The following is an 18263-nucleotide window of genomic DNA, read 5'->3' as shown; positions in this document are numbered from 1 at the left end:
CCCTCGGCCAGTGCGGCCACGTTCATTACCTCGGTTCACGGAGACTAGCCGCAGTCTCGTGCCCCGTGACCAGTCGTCTTGGTTGAGCACTTGTGCATCAGACCGCCGGCAGCGCGTAGACCTCGTACCCGTGCGTAGCCAACAGGCGGTTGCCCGAGACAGCCACCTGCCACGGCTCCCCCGTACCCCGGTTGTCGTTGTAGACCCACCGCGGTCGGCCGTTCTTGGCCTCCAGGGCGAAGACCCCGCCACCGTCCGTGTCGGAGGCTCCGTACAAGGTCTCGGCTACGCGCAGGAACTGGGTGGGGGCGCGGTCGGCGCCCGGGTCCTCGCAGAGCCAGAGTTTGCGGCCCGTCTTGACGTCGACGGCCCATACGCCGCCGTCGTGGTCGGCGGTGTAGAGGACACCGTCGATGACCGTCGGGTTGTCGAAGCCACGGCGGCCGTTCGGGGAGAGGGTCCAGCGGGGCTTTCCGGTTTCGACGTCCACTGCCGTCAGGTTGTCGCCCGGGAGGAAGACCAGGCCCGCGCCGGGGGCGACCGTGGGGCGCCAGGTCCAGTCGTCGCCGACCTTCCTGGTCCACATCTGGGTGCCGGTGGCCGTATCACGGACGGTGAGGTTGTAGTTGGAGTCGGCGTAGACGAGCTGCTTTCCGGAGGCGGTGCCCTCGACGTCGTAGTCGTTGGTGCCCCAGTCGCGCTTCTGGAGCCAGACCTTCTTGCCCGTGCCGTGGCTGATGGCCGCGACGCCCGTGCGGTAGTCCGTGGCGCTGCGGGAGTCGCTGAAGTCGGTCACCGTGACGTAGACGTTCTTCGCATCGACGGCGATCGTCTTCTCGACCTTCAGGTCCTTGCCGAGGCGGCTGCGCCACGCCTCCTTGCCCGTCGTCACGTCCAGGGCCTTGAGCACCCCGCTTGTGTCGGTGTCGGCCATGAACAGCTTGCCGTCGGCGAGCAGCAGCGGAGCGCCGAACGGCAACACGTCCTTACGTGACCAGCGCGGCTTGCCGGTCTTCACGTCGTACGCCACCAGCGGGTCACCGCTGACCAGCAGCAGACCGTCGTGGGTCAGGAGCTTCTCGGTGGTACTGATGCTGTCCTCGGCGACCGACTTGTGCCACAGGGGCTGCGGGGCCGTCCCTGCCGGTGGTGTCGTGAAGTTCTCTGCCGCGGGCTCGGCCGTTCCTCCGTTGCCGGCGGCCGTGGACGCCCTGTCGTCGGCGTCGGCGTCGTTCCGGGTCAGCCACCAGGCCGTACCGCCGCCGGCGACCACGACTCCCGCGACACCGGCCGTCGCCAGGCCGAGGAAGCGGCGGCGGGACGAGGCAGGGGTGGCTACCGGGAGGGTGGTGCCCACCTGGACAGTGCCGGGGAGCGGTCCGCCGGTCTCGTACGGTGCGCCACCGGACGGCGGGGTGCCGTACCCGTATCCCGGTACGGGCGTGCCCGTACCGGGCGTTCCCGTCGCGGTCGACGTTCCGTCCAGCATCGTCGGTGGCCGCCCGAACCCCGGAGCCGGCTGCGCCTCCGGCGTCTCCGGTGCCTCCAGGTCAAGGATGCTCGCCGCGTGCGTCGCGATCGTCGAAGCGACCGCCGACGGCAGCCAGTTCGTCAGCGACCTCTCGACTCCGCCGGGCGCCAGCGCGGCCACGATCTCCGCGGGAGCGGGGCGCCCCGCCGGGTCCTTCTGCAGGCAGGCTCGTATCAGGCCGAGGAGGGACTGCGGTATGCCCGTGACGTCCGGTTCGCCGTGGACGACTTGGTAGAGCATCGCGGCGTGCGAGGCGGCGCCTTCGCCGAAGGCGTTGCGGCCCGTCGCGGCGAAGGCGAGAACGGCGCCGAGCGAGAAGACGTCCCCTGCGGTGCCGACGTCCTGCCCCAAAGCCTGCTCGGGTGGCAGGTAGCCGGGCGAGCCGACGACAACTCCCGTCTGCGTCATACGGTTTCCGTCCACCGCCCGCGCGATGCCGAAGTCGATGACGCGAGGGCCGTCCGCAGCCAGCAGGACGTTGGACGGCTTGAGGTCGCGGTGGATCAGGCCGGCCGCGTGGATTTCCTGGAGAGCGGCGGCGAGGCCCGCGCCCAACGCGCGGACCGTGTGCTCGGGGAGGGCTCCGTGCGCCTCGACCACATCGGTCAGGTCGGGGCCGAGGACGTACGACGTCGCGAGCCATGGCAGTGCCGCGTCCGGGGCCGCGTCCACGACCGGGGCCGTGTAACGGCCGGAGACCGCGCGGGCTATCTCGACCTCGTGCTGGAAACGGCGGCGGAAGTCGGCGTCGGCGGCCAGGTCCTGGCGTACGACCTTGACCGCGACCGTACGACCGCCCGGCGAGCGTGCGAGATAGACCCGGCCCATGCCTCCCGCGCCGAGTCGCCGCAGCAACCGGTAGCTGCCCAACTCCCTTGGATCGTCGGGCTGCAGTGTCTCCATGGTTGTGGCTTCCCCGTTCGTCCGTTGTGCTCCGCGGCCCGGATGATGTGGTTGTGGTGCCTGCGGTTCGCATGATGGTGTTCGCTATCGCAGACACAGTAGTAATCGCCGGGACGAGCACGGCGGGCGGGGAGGCGGGCGTGGGCGGTGGATCGGCGAGGCCCAAGCGGCGGAAGGCGGCAGGGGCTGCACTGCAGTACAAGCACTCACGCGAGCGGCCGCCCCGCCCTCGCGCACCCCGCCGCCCCGGTGACATCGTGCGCGGAGCCGCCGTCGTGGTCGCGGTCGTCGCCGGAGCCGGCGTCCTGTTCGCGGCGTTCGCGTTGGGCCCGTTCACCTGGGCCGGTGAGCTGTGGCGGGAGGCCGCGCCGGCCTGGCCCGGGGAGGGTTATGGCTTCGCCGCAACCGCCGGTGCCGTGCTGCCTGTCACGCTGGCCGCGACGGTGAACGCGCTCGGGCGGGCGAGCAAACACTGGAGCCACCGCAGGGTGCCCGCACTGCTCTTCATTGTCGCAGCTCTGCCTGTCGGAGCCGTGTCCCTTATGGTGCCGGCCATCGCCGCACACTCGATGCGCCCCAAGCGCAGCCACCGCGGCGGCTACTGCTCCACCGCGGGCGAGTACTGCTGGATCAGCATGCAATACCCGTACGTGTGGCTGGTCGGCCTCGCGGCAACTGTGCTGAGTGCGCTGCTGCTCATGTCCCTCCACCAGGCGTACGAGAAGTGGCGTGGCGCAGCCCGCCCGTGAACTCGTGCTCTCGTAGCGGTGGACAGAACGCCTATTTCACCTTCGACATCCGGGCCACCGGATCCCCCGCGTCCGCGTTGTCCGTCTCGTAGCGGAGGTCGTCGCCCACCGGGATCAGGCGGACCTCGTGGCGGCCCGTCGTGCACTCGGAGGTGGTGGACGGCTTGGAGATGCTGGTGGCGATGAGTTGCTTCGGGGTGACCTTCTTGAGGATGAGGTCGGTGTCGCAGGTGCCGCCGATGAGGTCGGTCTGGCGGAAGGTGCCGAGTGGGTCGCCCGGCTCGGCCTGGCGGACGGTGACGCGGAACGTGCCCATGGGCAGCTTGCCGTCGAGGGCGAAGCCGTCGCCCTCCCAGGTGCCGAGGTAGGAGCTGGGGACGGCTGAGACGCCGCCGCCGTCCGTGCCGGAGGCACTCGGAGTGGCCGCGGGCTCGTTGGGGGCCGGACCCGCGTCACTGCCGTTGTCGCTGGAGTTGCTCCCGCCCGGCAGCAGGTCGAGCACGAACACTCCGCCGACCATCACCGCCGCCAGCGCTCCCGCCACCGCGAGCGCCACCGTGCAACTCAGCTTGCGGCCGCGGCCGTTCGCCGTCGGTACGGAGGTCGCGGCCACGCTGACGGACACCTTCCCCGGGGAGGTGTCCGGGCCTGCCGCCGCGTCGCGTGGTTCCGGAACGTGGGTCGGAGGGCCGCCGGGCAGATGCGCCTGCGATGCGTGCGGTACGTGCGGCGTATGGGGCATGTACGGCGCGTACGACGGGTCCGGGGGGCCGAACACACCGGCGGGAGGTGCGGAGTCGGCCGGGGGTGGCGTCCCTCGGAGTTCCTCCGCCTGCGCCGAACCGTTGGAGTCCCCCACCGAAGGGCTGCTGAAGCCCACCACCCCCGACGGCGTCACCTCCGCCGCCTCCAGGTTCAGGAGCTGGACGGCGCTGCGGCTGACCTGTTCCACCAGCGGGCCCGGGAGCCATCCCGCCGTCACCAGTCGCGCCGCGCCCTCCGCGGCGAGGCGGGAGGCGAGGGCGGACGGGGAGGGGCGGGCGGCCGGGTCCTTCGAGAGGCAGTCGGCCACCACGTCCCTCAAGTCGCCCGACAGCGCGCCCAGTTCGGGCTCCTCGTGGACCACCTTGTAGAGGAGCGAGGCCGAGGAGTCGCCGGGGAAGGGGGACGAGCCCGTCGCCGCGTACGCCAGTACCGCACCCAGCGAGAAGACGTCCGCCGCGCCCGTGACCCCCTTGCCGAGAATCTGCTCGGGCGACATGTAGCCGGGCGAGCCGACGGAGACGCCGGTCGAGGTCAGGGAGGCCGTGCCGTCCGTCGCGCGGGCGATGCCGAAGTCGATGAGCAGGGGGCCGTCGAGGGTCAGCAGGACGTTCGACGGCTTGACGTCACGGTGGACGAGGCCCAGGCCGTGCACCGCCGACAGCGCCTCGGCGAGTCCGGCGCCGAGGACCCGTACGGAGTGCTGCGGGAGCGGGCCCGCGTCGGCGACCGCGGCGGCGAGGGAGGGGCCTGCGGCGTAGGCCGTCGCCACCCACGGGACCGGCGCGTCGGGGCCGGCGTCCAGCACCGGTGCCGTGTACGCGCCGCCCACCCGCCGCGCCGCCTCCACCTCCCGGCGGAAACGGGCCCGGAACTCCTCGTCGAGCGCGAAGTGCGGGTGAACGATCTTGACCGCGACGGTGCGGCCGCCCGCGCTGCGGCCCAGATAGACCCGGCCCATCCCGCCCGAGCCGAGCCGGCCCAGCAGCCGGTAGGGCCCCACGACGGTGGGTTCATCGACTCCGAGCGGTTGCATGGTGCCCGCACCTCCCCCGTGTTCCATTACCCCGTCCATCCCGTCCGCGTAGGTGCCGCACCGTCCCGCCGTGCCGCCCTGTCCAGCAGGGTAATGCCGTGCCGTACGCCGGTGACCTTCCCTACGGCGGTAGCGGATCCGCTACGGCTGCAGCAGATCCACCTTCACGTCCGCGGCGAACCCGGTCGTCGGCCCCACCCTCCGCGCGAACTCGGTGACCGCTTCCAGCTGCGGGCCCCCGAAACGGAAGTCGAGGGTCGTGAAGTAGCGCTCCAGGACGCTCTCGTCGAAGGCCTCCCAGCGGGCCGCCTGCTCGGCGACCTTGCCGACCTCGTCCAGGGAGAGGTCCCGGGAGGCGAGGAATGCCTCGTGGACCTGGCGCGTGAGGACGGGCTCGCGCTCCAGGTACTCGCGGCGGGCCGCCCAGACGGCGAAGACGAACGGCAGGCCCGTCCACTCCTTCCACAGCGTGCCCAGGTCGTGCACCGCGAGGCCGTAGCGCGGGCCGTCGAGGAGGTTGGCGCGCAGGGCGGCGTCACCGATCAGGACCGCCGCGTCGGCCTCCTGCATCATCAGGCTGAGGTCGGGCGGGCACGTGTAATAGGACGGCTGGACGCCGTACCGCTCCGCCAGCAGGAGCTGCGCGAGGCGTACGGACGTACGGGAGGTCGAGCCGAGGGCGACCCGGGCGCCGTCCAGCTGGTCCAGCGGGACCTGGGAGACGAGTACGCAGGACATCACCGGGCCGTCGCAGCCGACCGCGATGTCGGGGAAGGCGACCAGTTCGTCGGCGTGCCTGAGGAACTCGACGAGGGTGATGGGGCCGATGTCGAGCTCGCCCCGCACCAGCCGCTCGCTGAGCTTCTCCGGGGTGTCCTTGGTGAGCTCGAAGTCGAGCAGCGTGCCCGTTCTCGCGAGACCCCAGTAGAGGGGCAGGCAGTTCAGGAACTGGATGTGGCCGACGCGCGGCCTGGACGGGCGGGCGCCGGGACGCCCCTCGGGAGACTCGGGAGAATTGTCCACATCGCGAGGCTAACGCCCATGGGATACGGTGCAGGCTTCAGGGTCCCGAGTGGTTCCGAATGGATCAAGCCCGCTCCTGTCAACCCCTGTGACGCCAAGTGATACCGCTACGTCAACCCATCCGGCGACCCCGCCAAACTTCCGGGTGACGTGATCTTGTCCTCTATTGCTTTCGGCTGCCCTCGTGGGTACGCTCATCGCAAGTTGCAGTTTGGTTTCCCTTGCAGTACAGAGCCTGCGGAGCATGTGACCGCGGGCTCTCGTCGTTTTCAGATGAATGCAGTTGTTTACAAGTTTTTGTTTACACCTTGCAGGTTCTGGAGCAGGGCAACCCTTTGGGCCCAAGGAGGGCTTATGGCTACCGGAACCGTGAAGTGGTTCAACGCTGAAAAGGGCTTTGGTTTCATCGCCCAGGAAGGCGGCGGCCCGGACGTCTTCGTCCACTACTCCGCGATCAACGCGAGCGGATTCCGCTCTCTCGAAGAGAACCAGGCGGTTACCTTCGACGTGACCCAGGGTCCGAAGGGCCCGCAGGCGGAGAACGTCACCCCCGTCTGATCCTTCGGCCGAGTCTTGGCTCCATGAGCCCAATACTCTGATCCGGAACCTAGTAGAAGTACCCAAGGAGCCCCCACACCGTCAGGTGCGGGGGCTCCTGCCTTTCAGACGCTGAGAGAGGCCCGCGCCGCGACCGCGTCCGCCGGGTCCCAGCCCTCGCCCGGTACGGAGGCGAGGAGCAGGCGGGTGTACGGGTCCGACGGCTCGGTGAGTACGCGGGCGGTGGGCCCCTGCTCCACGGTCCTGCCCCCGCGCATCACCAGGACCTCGTCCGTGACGTGCTGGACGACTGCCAGATCGTGGCTGACGAAGACCAGGGCGACCCCGGTGTCCCGGCGGATGTCGTCCAGGAGCCGCAGGATCTGGGCCTGGATCGACACGTCGAGCGCGGCGACCGCCTCGTCCAGGACGAGGATGCGGGGGTCCACGGCGAGGGCCCGGGCGATCGCGAGCCGTTGGCGCTGGCCGCCGGAGAGGTGGCGGGGGCGGGCCTGCGCCTCCCGTTCCCCGAGGCCCACCTGGTCCAGGAGCGTTGCCGCGAGGGACTCCGCGCGGCCGTGCAGGCGGAGGGCCGTGCGGAGGCACTGGGTGGCGGTGAGTCTGGGGTCCAGGGAGACGTACGGGTCCTGGAAGACCATCTGGATCTCGCGGGCGCGGGTCAGCCTCGCGGCGCGGCGGCGGGGTGTGCGGGGTTCGCGAGGGCGGCCCTCGACTGTGATGGTGCCGGTGTCGGGGGTGGTCAGGCCTACGAGCATGCGGGCGACTGTGGTTTTGCCTGAACCGGATTCGCCGACGATGCCCAGGGCTCCGCCGGGCTGGAGGATGAAGGAGATGCCCTCCGCGGCGGTGTGGCGGCCTCCGCCCGGGAGGGGGTACGTCTTGCCCAGCCCTTCTACCTGCAGCAGGGTGCTTGTCATTTGTGGCTCACCTTGTCTTTCGGCTTACCCGCCGCCGTGCGTTGTGCCCACCCGTTCCCCCCTGCGGAACGCCTGCCCACAACGTGCAGGCAGGCTGCCGAGCCGCCCTCTTCCAGTGGTACCGGCTCCGGGAGCCATGTCTCGCAGGCTTCCTCCGCCTCGCCGCATCTTGGGGCGAAGGGGCAGCCCGGGAAGGTGTCCGAGAGGGATGGGGGGCGGCCCGGGATCGGGGTCAGGGGGTGGGAGTCGCCGAGGGTTGGGGAGCAGGCGAGGAGGCCTTGGGTGTAGGGGTGGGCCGGGGTCGTGAAGAGGGCTCGGGCTGTACGTGCCTCGACCACTCGGCCGGCGTACATGACGTACACGCGGTCGCAGTACGCCGCCGCCAGGTGCAGGTCGTGGGTGATGAAGAGGAGGCCCGCGCCCTGTTCCTCGCGGGCCGTGCGGAGTTGGGCGAGGATCTCGGCCTGGGTGGTGACGTCGAGGGCGCTGGTGGCCTCGTCGGCGAGCAGGAGGCGGGGGCGGGCGGCCAGGGCGCCGGCGATGACGACGCGCTGGAGCATGCCGCCGGAGAGTTCGTGGGGGCGCTGACGGACCCGCTGTTCGGGGTCGGACAGGCCGACGGCGGCGAGGAGTTCGACGGCCCGTTCCCTGGTGGCGCCGCGTTCGACGAGGAAGTCGCCGATGCGGCGGACCGGGTTGAGGGTGGCGCGCGGGTCCTGGTGGATCATCGCGACGGTGTCGGCGCGGTGGGCGCGCAGGGCTTCGCCGCGCAGGCCGAGTACGTCCGTGCCGTCGACGCGGACCGAGCCCGTGTAGTCGGCGCCCGTGGGCAGCAGGCCGAGCGCCGCCTTCGCGGTGGTCGACTTGCCGGAGCCCGACTCGCCGACCAGGCCGACGACCTCGCCCTCCGCGACGGTCAGGGTGACCGAGTCGAGCAAGGGGCGGGCCGTGCCGGGGAGTTGGACCGTGAGGTCTTCGAGGGACAGCAGCATGGGCTCAGTCCTGACTTCCTAGGCGGTCGGCGGCCCAGACGCCGGCCACGTTGACGGACACGACGACCAGGGCGATGGCCGTGCCGGGGACGAGGGCGGGCAGCAGGGCGCCCTGGACGACGGCGGACTGGCCCTCCTGGACCATCAACCCCCAGTCGGATGAGGGCGGTTGAGCACCGAAGCCCAGGTAGGAGAGGGTCGCGAGGGACATCACGGCCTCGCCGAAGAGGACGACGAGGTAGCCGAGGACCGAGCGGCCCAGGTTGGGCACCAGGTGCAGGGCGCAGATGCGGGTGCCGCCCATGCCCTGCACGCGGTAGGCGTCGACGTACGGCTTGCGGACCTCGGAGAGGGCGAGCGAGCGGGTGTACCGGGCGACGGTCGGGGTGAAGGCGAGGCCGAGGGCGAGCACGGAGGTGGTGGTTCCGGTGCCGAAGACGGCGATGATCAGGACGGTGAAGAGCAGGCCCGGGAAGGCGTACATCACGTCGGTGATCCGGGAGACGAGGCTGTCGATCCAGCCGCCGTGCCAGGCCGAGAGCACGCCGAGGGTGACTCCGAGGACGGCGGCGACCGCGAGGAGCAGGAGCGGTGCGATCAGGCTCGTACGGGCTCCGTGGAGTACGCGGGAGAGCAGGTCCTGGCCGGAGGAGTCGGTGCCGAGGAGGTGGTCCGCGCTGGTGCCTGCGAGGGACGCGGAGAGGTCGATGGCGTCGGGGGCGTAGGGCGCGATCAGCGGAGCCAGGGCCGCCGCGAGGACGACCAGGGCGAGGACCGCGGCGGCGATGAGGACGCCGACGGGACGATGGTGTCCCTTGTGTCCGGTCGCCGCGGGCCGCAGGGCGAGGGTGGTCATCCGGGGCGCATCTCCTTGGGCCGGGCCGGCGTCGTGGTGGTCGTCATGCGGGGCGTACCTCCTTGACGCGCGGGTCCAGCAGCGGATGGACGAGGTCGACGACGGTCGTCACCACGACGTAACCGGTGACCATCAGCAGCAGGACCGCCTGTGCCACCGGGAAGTCGTGCGCGTTGATCGAGCCGACCAGGAGCGAGCCGATGCCGCTCAGGCCGAAGGCCGTCTCGACGACGACCGTGCCGGCGAGCATCCCCGCCATGACCAGGCCGCACATGGTGACGATGGGGCCGAGCGCGTTGCGCAGGACATGCCGGCGGATGATGTCGCGCTCCGGGACGCCCGAGGCGCGGGCCGCCTCCACGTGGTCGGAGGCGGCGGCGTCCGCCATGGCCTGGCGGGTGACCCGGCTGATGATCGCGAGCGCGCCGAGCGCCAACGACAGGGCGGGCAGCGTCAGATGGTGCAGGGTGCCCGCGATGCCCGTACCGCTGCCGGTGACCGGGAACCAGCCCAGTTGTACGCCGAAGAGCGAGACGAGTGCGATCGCGGCGACGAAGGACGGCACGGACGCGGCGAGGGTCGTGCCGCCGACGACCGCCGAGTCCACCCAGGTCGAGCGGCGGACGGCGGCCAGGATTCCGGCGCCGACGCCGAGGACGACGAAGAGCACGGTGGCGTACGCGACGAGTTGCAGGGTGGTGGGCAGGCGGGCGGAGACCAGGTCGCCGACCTGGTCGCTGTACTGGAAGGAGCGGCCGAGGTCGAGGTGGACGCAGTCCCACAGCCAGCGCCCGTACTGGACGACGAGCGGCTCGTCGAGGTGGTACTGCGCGCGGACCGAGGCGAGCCGTTCGGGGGTGAGCTTGTCGCGGCCGCCCGCGAGGAACACGGCGGGGTCGCCGGGAGCCGCGTACACGGCGGCGAAGATGACGAAGGACGCGGCGAACAGGGTGGCCAGCAGGCCGGCCAGCCGCCGGGATGTGCGAGCGAGCATGAGAGGTGTCTCCAACTGACCTTGCTTGGCGAACTAGCTCTTCCTGGAGCCGAGTTCGGCTGCCCACGGGTAGTAGAGGTAGGCCTGTGATGCCGGCGGGCCGGTCAGTTTCGCGTCGAGGAGCAGGATCGTGGGCACCTGGGCGACCGGGATCCAGACCGCCGCGTCCGCGAAGCGCTTCTGTACGTCGATGGCGAGCGAGGCCCGTTCGGTGTCGTCGAGGGTGGCGAGCGCCTTCTTGACGTTCCTGTCGTACGTGGCGTCCTTGAAGCCGACCCAGTTGTTGGAGGAGTCGGACAGGCCGTTGTCGTAGAAGCCCATGGGGTCGGCCTTGGAGATGTACCAGTCGCCCACCAGCAGGTCGATCTCGTCGCGGGCCTGCGGGTCGCTGTAGAACTCCTCGAACTGCGACGTCGGTACGGTCTTGATCTGGGCCTTGAGCCCGATGCGCTGGAGTGCGGCGCGTACGGCGTTGGCGGTGACGGTCCGGCCCTGGCTGGCGTCGGTGCCGATGACGAGAGGCTCGCCGGGTGTGCCCGCCTCCTTCACCAGCTTCTTGGCCTCGGCGAGGTCGTCGGCGGTGGGTGACGCGGGGGCCAGTGACGCCAACTGCTTCTGCGCGGACTGGAATTCGGCCTTCTCGTAGCCCCAGGCGCCGGAGCCGACCGGGGTGGCCCAGGGTTCGACGAGGCCGCCGTACCCGGAGTCGGCGATGCCCTTGCGGTCGAGGGAGAGCGAGAGCGCGCGGCGGATCCTCTCGTCCTTGAGGCCACCGCGGGCGGTCGGGATGAGGACGAGGGAGGCGGTGGAGGGCCCGTAGTGCTGGGCGATGTCCTTGTCCTTGAGGAGGGCGGCTGCCGTGTTGGGCGTCTCGGCGTACGCGCCGTCCGCCGCACCGGTCTTGAGCGCGTTCACGAGCGCGCTGTCGGCGGCCCAGCGGAAGACGACCTCGCGGGTCATCGGCCGCTTGCCCCAGTAGTCGTCGTACGCGGCGATGGTGATCGAGTCGCCGGACTTCCAGTTCTTCAGCGCGTACGGTCCGGAGCAGGCGTCCGCCTGGCCGGGGGTGCCGAAGTCCTGGCCGGACCGCTCGACCTGCTCCTTGTTCCAGACGATTCCGGCGTCTCCGGCGAGGGCCTTGGTGAAGAGGGCGTCGGGGGCCTTGAAGCCGATCGTGATCTCGTCGGCGCCCGTCTTCTTCATCGAGGAGACGTTCCCGAACTCGTCGGACTGTTCCATGTCCGGGTCGGCGTGCCGTTTCAGGGACCACAGGACGTCGTCGGCGGTGAGCTTCGAGCCGTCGTGGAAGGTGACGCCGGAGCGGACGGTGAGGGTGAGGGTCCGGCCGTCGGTGGAGGTCTTCGCCGACGAGGCGAGGAAGGGCTTGGTCGTCATGTCGGGCTGGAGCTGGTAGAGCCGCTCGCAGACGTTGGTGAGGACGACGCGGCCGGCGCTGGTGCCCTGGGTGTCGAGGTCGAGCGAGTCGGGCTCGTCCTCCAGGAGCCAGTCGACCCTGGCGAGCGTGCCCTTGGCGGCCGGGGTGGTGGGGCTGAGCTCCAGCTTGGCCGCGTCGGCGGATCCGCCGCCGGTGCCGCTCGTGGTGTCGGCGCCGCTGCAGGCGCCGACGGTGAGGAGGGTCGCTGCGGCGAGGACCGCGGTGGCGCCCCGCCTTCTGTCGCTGTGGTTCGTCATCCGGCGTCTCCGTAAGGGCCGTCGTACAGGTTCCAGGGCAGGTGCTGGTAGTCGCGGTCGCAGGGCGTGCCCGCGGTCACGTGGTAGTCGCCGCCGGTCAGGTCGACGCAGGAGGAGACGAGCGTCTTCCAGTGCTCGACCTCGGGCCTGCGCGCGTCGGGGTGGGTGCACAGCGACTCGGGGAGGCCGAGGTGGTCCGACATGGCCTGCTTGATGAGCTTGCGGCTCTCGTCGGGGCCGGTGGAGGCGCGCAGGGTGCGCAGGCCCTGTTCGGCGCGCGGCACCCGGACCAGGGAGTCCGACGACAGGGGCCGGTAGCCGGCGGCGAGGGCGACGGGGACGCCCGCCTGGTAGTGGTTGCCGTGGACCAGGAGCCCGTCGGTCGGATGCATCCAGCCGTGCCCGGCGGGGGTGGTCTCCAGGTCGATGGCGTACCCCTCGCGGCAGGTCAGCAGGGCGTTGCTGGCGATGTGCGCGCGGGTGCGGCACAGCACTTCGAGGGCGTCGGTGATCGCGTGCTGGTCCAGGACCCGGCGTCGTACGACGGTCTGCGGCAGGCCCACCGCGTCGTCGAACCGCCCGCCCAGGCCGTTCGCGTTGAGCGCGATGCCCGCCGAGTTGGCGCCCTGGCGGCCGATCTGGCCCGCCTCGACCTGCATGATCAGGGTGGGCTTGGGCGGCTGGACGACGCGGATCATGACGACCGTGTCGGCGACACCGGCCCGCCAGTCCCAGTTCTGGCCCGCCCAGACCCGGCCGTCGCCGCTGGCCTCTCCGTAGGCGGCGAAGGAGGTGCAGCCCTCGGAGCGTTCCTCGGCGACCACCTCGGCGGGTGTCTCCAGCTCCTGTCGTCCTTCGGCCATCCTGGCGAAGGACCGGTCGTAGATGACCTCGCCGCGGGCGTTGAGGGCGAGGACGTCGAGCAGGTCCACGCCGGCGCCGTCGGCGATCCCCCGCATCTCCTCGACGAGGTCGGGGGCGTAGTCGCGTACGGGGTCCAGCCAGCGGGCGGCTCGTGCGGTCACCTGCTGCCAGGTGAGGCCCGACGAGTGGCCGAACGCCTCCTCGTAGTAGGCGAGCGCGGTGTGCAGCTGGGGGCGGACTGCTTCGCCGTACTGGCGGCCGCGGTCCAGGGGGTTGCCGGAGATCTCGATGATGGGGAGGGTGCGGGGTGCCATTCTTCTCCTCGCGGTGGAGAGCTCTCCGCAACCGTCCTGTAACGTTGGTTACGAGATACTCTCCTTTTGGAATGCGTTGCCCAGGAGAGTAACGGCAATCACACCGGAGTCAATACCCGTAATGAATATTTCAGAGGAGTCGGGCGGCGGCGCGGGGCTCGCCCGGCTGCGCGCGACCGTGCGCGAGAAGTGGGATTCGCTGTCCGCCTCCGAGCGGGCCGTGGCGCAGCACCTGGTCAGCGCGCCGGTGGAGTCCCTGCTGTTCGCGTCCGCCCAGGAGCTGGGCAGCGCCAGCGGCACGAGCAACGCCAGCGTCGTCCGCACCCTCCAGCGCCTCGACTACGCGGGGCTGCCCGCGCTCAAGCGGGAGCTGGCCTCCGACTTCACCTCGTCGGTGGCTCCCGAGGTCCGCCTCCAGCAGCGCATCGCCCATGTGGGCCGGGACCTGGACTCCATCTGGGGCGAGGTCTTCGACGAGGCCCAGGAGCGGATCGAGCACGCGCGGCGGCTCACTCCCGGTGACGCGTTGCGGGACGCGGTCGGCATACTCGCCGAGGCCGCCGAGTCCGGCGAGATCCACTGCTACGGCGTCGCGGCCTCCGAACTCGCCGCGCGCCACCTCGCGTTGGCGCTCGGGCGCATCGGGTGCCGGGCCCGCCATCTCGGCGAGACCGGCTTCGCGCTCGCCGATCCGCTGCTCCGGCTGCGGCAGGGCGACGCGGTGGTCATCTTCCAGCCGGGGCGTGCGCTGGCCGAGTTGACGGTCATCACTGAGCGGGCGCGGTCCGTGGGTGCGCGGGTCATCCTCGTCACCGACGAACTCGCCGAGTTGTACGGGCCGAGTGTGGACGCCGTCCTCACGGCGCCGCACACGCCGACGGGCATAACGACCGAGGCTCTCACCGCGCTCGTGGTCGCCGACGCGCTGCTGCTTGCGCTGACGGCTCTCGATGAGACGCGGGCGGTGGAGACGTCCCATCAACTCACCGCGTTGCGGGAGCAGTTGCTGAAGACGAAGCGCAAGTAGCGACGACCTTTTTTCGCCCCCGCCGCCCCTACCCGTTCCCGTCCCTTGGGGGCTCCGCCCCCAAACCCCCGTATCGCGCTGACGCGCTCGTCCTCAAACGCCGGACGGGCTGGTAGTCAGCCCCTCCGGCGTTTGAGGAGCGGGGGTTCGGGGGCTGGCCCCCGAGACGGGACGGGAAGGGGCGGCGGGGGCGAGAAAAGTCCGGCCCAGGGGCTACTCCCCGTACAGCTCCTCGATCTCCCGGGCGAACTCCCGCGTGACCACGGCCCGGCGGAGCTTCATCGTCGGGGTCAGGTGGCCTGCCGTCTCCGTGAAATTCAGGGGGAGGACGGTGAAGCGGCGGATGGACTCGGCTCGGGAGACGAGGCGGTTGGCGTCGTCGACGGCGCGCTGGAGGACGGTGAGGAGGTCGGGGTCGGTGACGAGCGTGGCGACCGGGACGTCCGACTTGCCGGTCATGCGGCACCAGTGGGCCATGCCCTCGGCGTCGAGGGTCAACAGGGCGGTGATGTAGGGCCGGTTGTCGCCGACGACCACGCACTGGTTGATGAGGGGATGCGCGCGGAGCCAGTCCTCCAGAGGTGCCGGGGCCACGTTCTTGCCGCTGGTGGTGACGAGGATGTCCTTCTTGCGGCCGGTGATGGTGAGGTAGCCGTCGTCGTCCAGCTCGCCGAGGTCACCGGTGGCGAACCAGCCCTCCTGGTCGGCCGGGACCACCCCGCCCGCCTGCGGGTCCCAGTAGCCGCGGAACACATGCTCCCCGCTGAGCAGGATCTCGCCGTCCTGGGCGATCCGGACACGCGTGCCGGGCAGCGGCCAGCCGACCGTGCCGAGCCGCGGCCGGTGCGGGTACGTGAGGGTCGTGGCGGCCGTCGACTCGGTCAGGCCGTAGCCCTCGAAGACCTGGATGCCCGCGCCGGCGTAGAAGGAGGCGAGGCGGCGCCCGAGCGGGGAACCGCCGCAGACCACCTGGCGGACCTTGCCGCCGAGGGCCGCGCGGATGCGGCGGTAGACGAGCGGGTCGTAGAGGGCACGGGCCGCCTTGAGTTTCGCACCCGGCCCGGGGCCCGTGCCGTGCTGCTGGGCCTCCAGCGCCTCGCCGTAGCCGCGGGCAACGCGGGCCGCCCGGTCGAAGGAGGCGGCGCGGCCCATCTTCTCGGCGGTGGCGCGGCCGGTGTTGTAGACCTTCTCCAGCACGTACGGGATGGCCAGGAGGAAGGTCGGGCTGAACCCGGCGAGGTCGGCCAGCAGCTCCTCCGTACGGATGCTCGGCGCGTGGCCCAGACGGACCCGCGCCCGCATGCAGGCGATGGCGACCATCCGGCCGAAGACGTGCGAGAGGGGCAGGTAGAGGAGCGTGGACGCCGGGTCCTTGAAGCTGGACTTGAAGACCGGGTGGAGCAGTTGGACGGCGTTGTCGACCTCGGCGAAGAAGTTGGCGTGGGTCAGCGCGCAGCCCTTGGGCCGGCCCGTGGTGCCCGAGGTGTACATGATCGTCGCGAGCGAGTCGGGGCCGAGGACGCCACGGCGTACCGCGACCTCCGAGTCCGGCACGTCACGGCCCAGCTCGGCGAGGCGCTCGGTGTGCCCCTTCTCGAAGACCCACATGTGGCGGACGTCGGGGAGCCGCTCGCGCTCCGGACCCAGTGCGGCGGCCTGCCCCACATGCTCGACGGCGATCGCCACCGCGCCGGAGTCCTGGAGGATCCAGCGGGTCTGGAAGACGGAAGAGGTGGGGTAGACAGGGACGGTGACCAGCCCGGCCGCCCAGGCCGCGAAGTCCAGCAGCGTCCACTCGTACGTCGTACGCGCCATGATCGCGAGCCGGTCCCCCGGCAGCAGGCCCTCCGCGATCAGCCCCTTGGCGACCGCGAGCACCTCGGCCGCGAACTCGGCGGCCGTGACGTCCGTCCAGCTGCCGTCCGCGCCCTTCCGGCTGAGCACCGGGTCGTCGGGGGCCTCCTCCGCGTTGTCGAAGGGGATGTCCGCGAGCGAGCCGTGCGTCACGGCGTACACCATCGGGGGCACCGAGACCTCACGCACGACCCCGTCGAGCCGCCTGACCTCGGGTTCAGGGATGACGAGCTCGGGGTTGTCGGAGGGATCGCGGGACACTGACGGCTCCTAACTCTTGCACTCCCCCCATTACGGACCTGTGAAGTGGCGGGTTCACCCGGGAAAGTGAGGTGCTTCTGTGCGGAAGAGTGAGAGGTTCGTGCACGTTCGGACGTCTGTTCATCTTTTGCCCAACATACCGACGCAACAAGGGCGTTGCCCGCGGATCCGTCGAGTTCGGACCGTTCGACCCGTCACGTGCGCGTTCTTCGCACCCTTCGCGCTCTTCGCACCCTTCGCACCCTTCTCGTCCTCCTCGTCCTTCTCGTCCTTCTCGCCCTTCGTGCGCCTCCACGGGCGTTCGAGGATCGCCGTGACACCCTGGCCGCCCGCCGCGCAGACCGAGATCAGGCCGCGCCCGGGAGCGTCGCCCCATTCAGCAGCCCGCCCTCGCCACCGGCCACGTCACCCCTGACGAAGTCGACGGCCGCCGTCTCCGAGCGGGCGAAGGGCTCATCTCGACCTGCTCCTCACCGTGACGTAGGCTTACCTCGGGTAACCTTACTCCAGAGTAAGAATACGACCGAGCTGGGAGTTGGACGATGGCCGACCGCTACCTGAGTCTCACCGGCACCGCCCCCGGCCGGTTCCTGACCCGCCGGCTCGGGCTGCCGCAGCCGGTGCGGTTGCGCCGCTGGAGCACCGAACAGCCGTCGCTCCGAGGGGAGTTGCTGCATCTCACCGCGGGCAAGTCCGAGCTGGACCTCGCGCCCGTCCTGGCCCGGTCGGGGCCGCGCTCCGGTGGCGAAGGGTCCCTCTCCGGCGACGCGGGCCCGGTCGCCGTCGTCCTCGACGCCACCGGTGTCCGTGACGTCGACTCACTGGCCGAGGTGCACGCGGCCCTCCACCCCGTCGTACGGTCGGTCGCCGAGAGCGGGCGGGTCGTGGTGCTCGGTGCGCCGCTGGACCCCGCCGACCATCACCAGGCCGCCGTCCAGCAGGCCCTCGAAGGGTTCGTACGGTCTCTCGGCAAGGAGATCGGGCGCGGGCGGACGGTGAATCTCGTACGGCTCTCGGAGGCGGGGGCCGCCGAGTCGACGCTGCGTTTTCTGCTGTCGCCGAGGTCGGCCTATGTCAGCGGCCAGGTGATCGAGGTCGGTGGTGACGACGGCCGCGCCGGTGACGCGCCCCTGCCCGAGGATCCGGAGAAGCCCCTTGCCGGGCGCACCGCGCTCGTCACCGGCGCCGCCCGCGGGATCGGTGAGGCGGTCGCCGCGACACTGGCGCGGGACGGGGCTCTGGTGGTGTGCCTCGACGTGCCCGCCGCCGGGGGCGATCTCGCCGCCGTCGCCGAGCGGCTCGGCGGTCTCGCGCTGCCGCTCGACATCACGGCGGACGACGCGGGGGCACGGATCGCGGACGCGTTGCCCGGCGGGCGGCTCGACGTGCTGGTCCACAACGCGGGGATCACCCGGGACCGGAGGCTGGTCAACATGGCCGCGGAGCGGTGGGGTTCGGTGCTCGACGTCAACCTCGCGAGTGTGCTCCGCACGACCGATGTGCTGCTCGGCGCGGGGGTGTTCCGGGGCGGCGGGCGGGTGGTCGCCACCGCGTCCATCGCCGGGATCGCGGGGAACGCCGGGCAGACGAACTACGCCGCGTCCAAGGCGGGGGTGGTGGGGCTGGTGCGGTCTCTCGCCCCGCGAGCGCTGTCGGAACACGGGGTGACCGTGAACGCGGTCGCGCCCGGGTTCATCGAGACGAAGATGACCGCGGCCGTTCCTCTGTTTATTCGTGAGGCGGGGCGGCGGATGAACTCTCTCGCGCAGGGCGGGCTGCCGGTCGATGTGGCCGAGACGACGGCCTGGTTCGCGCATCCGGGGTCAGGAGCTGTGAACGGGCAGGTTGTCCGGGTGTGCGGCCAGAGCCTTCTGGGCGCGTGAAGGAGACCTGTGCTCAGCGGAGAAAGCCGAGAAAGCCGAGAAGGGAA

The 18263-nt window shown here is 71.0% G+C and carries 14 protein-coding genes; 4 read left to right on the top strand and 10 right to left on the bottom strand.

Annotation, left to right across the window (positions count from 1 at the left end; genetic code table 11):
* Nucleotides 1-97: 97 nt before the first annotated feature.
* Entirely contained in the window at nucleotides 98-2434 is a 2337-nt protein-coding gene (locus ACH4YP_RS25710) for a PQQ-binding-like beta-propeller repeat protein (protein ID WP_398492729.1), read from the bottom strand.
* 257 nt (nucleotides 2435-2691) lie between these two features.
* Here ACH4YP_RS25710 and ACH4YP_RS25705 point away from each other — a divergent pair, with 257 nt between their 5' ends.
* Nucleotides 2692-3183 carry a hypothetical protein gene (locus ACH4YP_RS25705; protein ID WP_398492727.1) on the top strand — a complete coding sequence of 164 codons (492 nt, stop codon included), beginning with the start codon at nucleotides 2692-2694 and terminating at the stop codon, nucleotides 3181-3183.
* Nucleotides 3184-3214: 31 nt separating this feature from the next.
* On the opposite strand, the gene ACH4YP_RS25700 is transcribed toward ACH4YP_RS25705, so the two are convergent.
* Nucleotides 3215-4981: a serine/threonine-protein kinase gene (locus ACH4YP_RS25700; RefSeq protein ID WP_398492725.1), complete on the bottom strand. Its 1767-nt coding sequence runs from the start codon at nucleotides 4979-4981 to the stop codon at nucleotides 3215-3217.
* 141 nt (nucleotides 4982-5122) lie between these two features.
* Entirely contained in the window at nucleotides 5123-6004 is an 882-nt protein-coding gene (locus tag ACH4YP_RS25695; protein ID WP_361054851.1) for a menaquinone biosynthesis protein, read from the bottom strand.
* 354 nt (nucleotides 6005-6358) lie between these two features.
* Between ACH4YP_RS25695 and ACH4YP_RS25690 the strand changes: the two genes are divergently transcribed.
* A complete protein-coding gene (locus ACH4YP_RS25690; protein WP_033319512.1) occupies nucleotides 6359-6562 on the top strand; it encodes a cold-shock protein in 204 nt (67 codons plus the stop codon).
* Between the two features lie 104 nt (nucleotides 6563-6666).
* Here ACH4YP_RS25690 and ACH4YP_RS25685 read toward each other — a convergent pair whose 3' ends face one another.
* From ACH4YP_RS25685 to ACH4YP_RS25660, 6 genes are read right to left on the bottom strand one after another with little or no spacing between them, the layout of a single operon-like run.
* The gene (locus ACH4YP_RS25685) at nucleotides 6667-7479 is read right to left on the bottom strand and encodes an ATP-binding cassette domain-containing protein (protein ID WP_361054848.1); all 813 of its coding nucleotides are present in this window, start codon (nucleotides 7477-7479) and stop codon (nucleotides 6667-6669) included.
* On the bottom strand, nucleotides 7476-8471 hold the full coding sequence (locus ACH4YP_RS25680; RefSeq protein WP_398492722.1) for an ABC transporter ATP-binding protein: 996 nt from the start codon (nucleotides 8469-8471) through the stop codon (nucleotides 7476-7478). Before ACH4YP_RS25680 ends, ACH4YP_RS25685 begins: the two co-directional genes overlap by 4 nt.
* A gap of 4 nt (nucleotides 8472-8475) precedes the next feature.
* The gene (locus ACH4YP_RS25675; protein WP_361054843.1) at nucleotides 8476-9327 is read right to left on the bottom strand and encodes an ABC transporter permease; all 852 of its coding nucleotides are present in this window, start codon (nucleotides 9325-9327) and stop codon (nucleotides 8476-8478) included.
* A gap of 43 nt (nucleotides 9328-9370) precedes the next feature.
* Nucleotides 9371-10321 carry an ABC transporter permease gene (locus ACH4YP_RS25670; RefSeq protein WP_361054840.1) on the bottom strand — a complete coding sequence of 317 codons (951 nt, stop codon included), beginning with the start codon at nucleotides 10319-10321 and terminating at the stop codon, nucleotides 9371-9373.
* A gap of 33 nt (nucleotides 10322-10354) precedes the next feature.
* Nucleotides 10355-12013 (bottom strand): ABC transporter substrate-binding protein, encoded by a 1659-nt coding sequence (locus tag ACH4YP_RS25665; RefSeq protein WP_398492720.1) that lies wholly within the window; start codon nucleotides 12011-12013, stop codon nucleotides 10355-10357.
* Nucleotides 12010-13191 carry a C45 family autoproteolytic acyltransferase/hydolase gene (locus ACH4YP_RS25660; RefSeq protein ID WP_398492718.1) on the bottom strand — a complete coding sequence of 394 codons (1182 nt, stop codon included), beginning with the start codon at nucleotides 13189-13191 and terminating at the stop codon, nucleotides 12010-12012. Before ACH4YP_RS25660 ends, ACH4YP_RS25665 begins: the two co-directional genes overlap by 4 nt.
* A gap of 121 nt (nucleotides 13192-13312) precedes the next feature.
* Between ACH4YP_RS25660 and ACH4YP_RS25655 the strand changes: the two genes are divergently transcribed.
* Complete coding sequence (locus ACH4YP_RS25655) at nucleotides 13313-14218, top strand: MurR/RpiR family transcriptional regulator (protein WP_398492717.1); 906 nt, start codon at nucleotides 13313-13315, stop codon at nucleotides 14216-14218.
* 213 nt (nucleotides 14219-14431) lie between these two features.
* Here ACH4YP_RS25655 and ACH4YP_RS25650 read toward each other — a convergent pair whose 3' ends face one another.
* Nucleotides 14432-16333, bottom strand: coding sequence for an AMP-dependent synthetase/ligase (locus tag ACH4YP_RS25650; protein ID WP_398492715.1), 1902 nt, complete (start codon nucleotides 16331-16333; stop codon nucleotides 14432-14434).
* Between the two features lie 542 nt (nucleotides 16334-16875).
* Between ACH4YP_RS25650 and ACH4YP_RS25645 the strand changes: the two genes are divergently transcribed.
* Entirely contained in the window at nucleotides 16876-18216 is a 1341-nt protein-coding gene (locus tag ACH4YP_RS25645; protein WP_361066409.1) for a 3-oxoacyl-ACP reductase, read from the top strand.
* The last annotated feature ends 47 nt before the right edge of the window (nucleotides 18217-18263 follow it).

Origin of the sequence: Streptomyces sp. NPDC020747 (assembly GCF_044334695.1) — a bacterium.
In the GTDB taxonomy this organism is placed as follows: Bacteria; Actinomycetota; Actinomycetes; order Streptomycetales; family Streptomycetaceae; genus Streptomyces.
The sequence above is the reverse complement of the archived record's forward strand: the minus strand, read 5'-3'. Positions and strand labels throughout refer to the sequence as shown.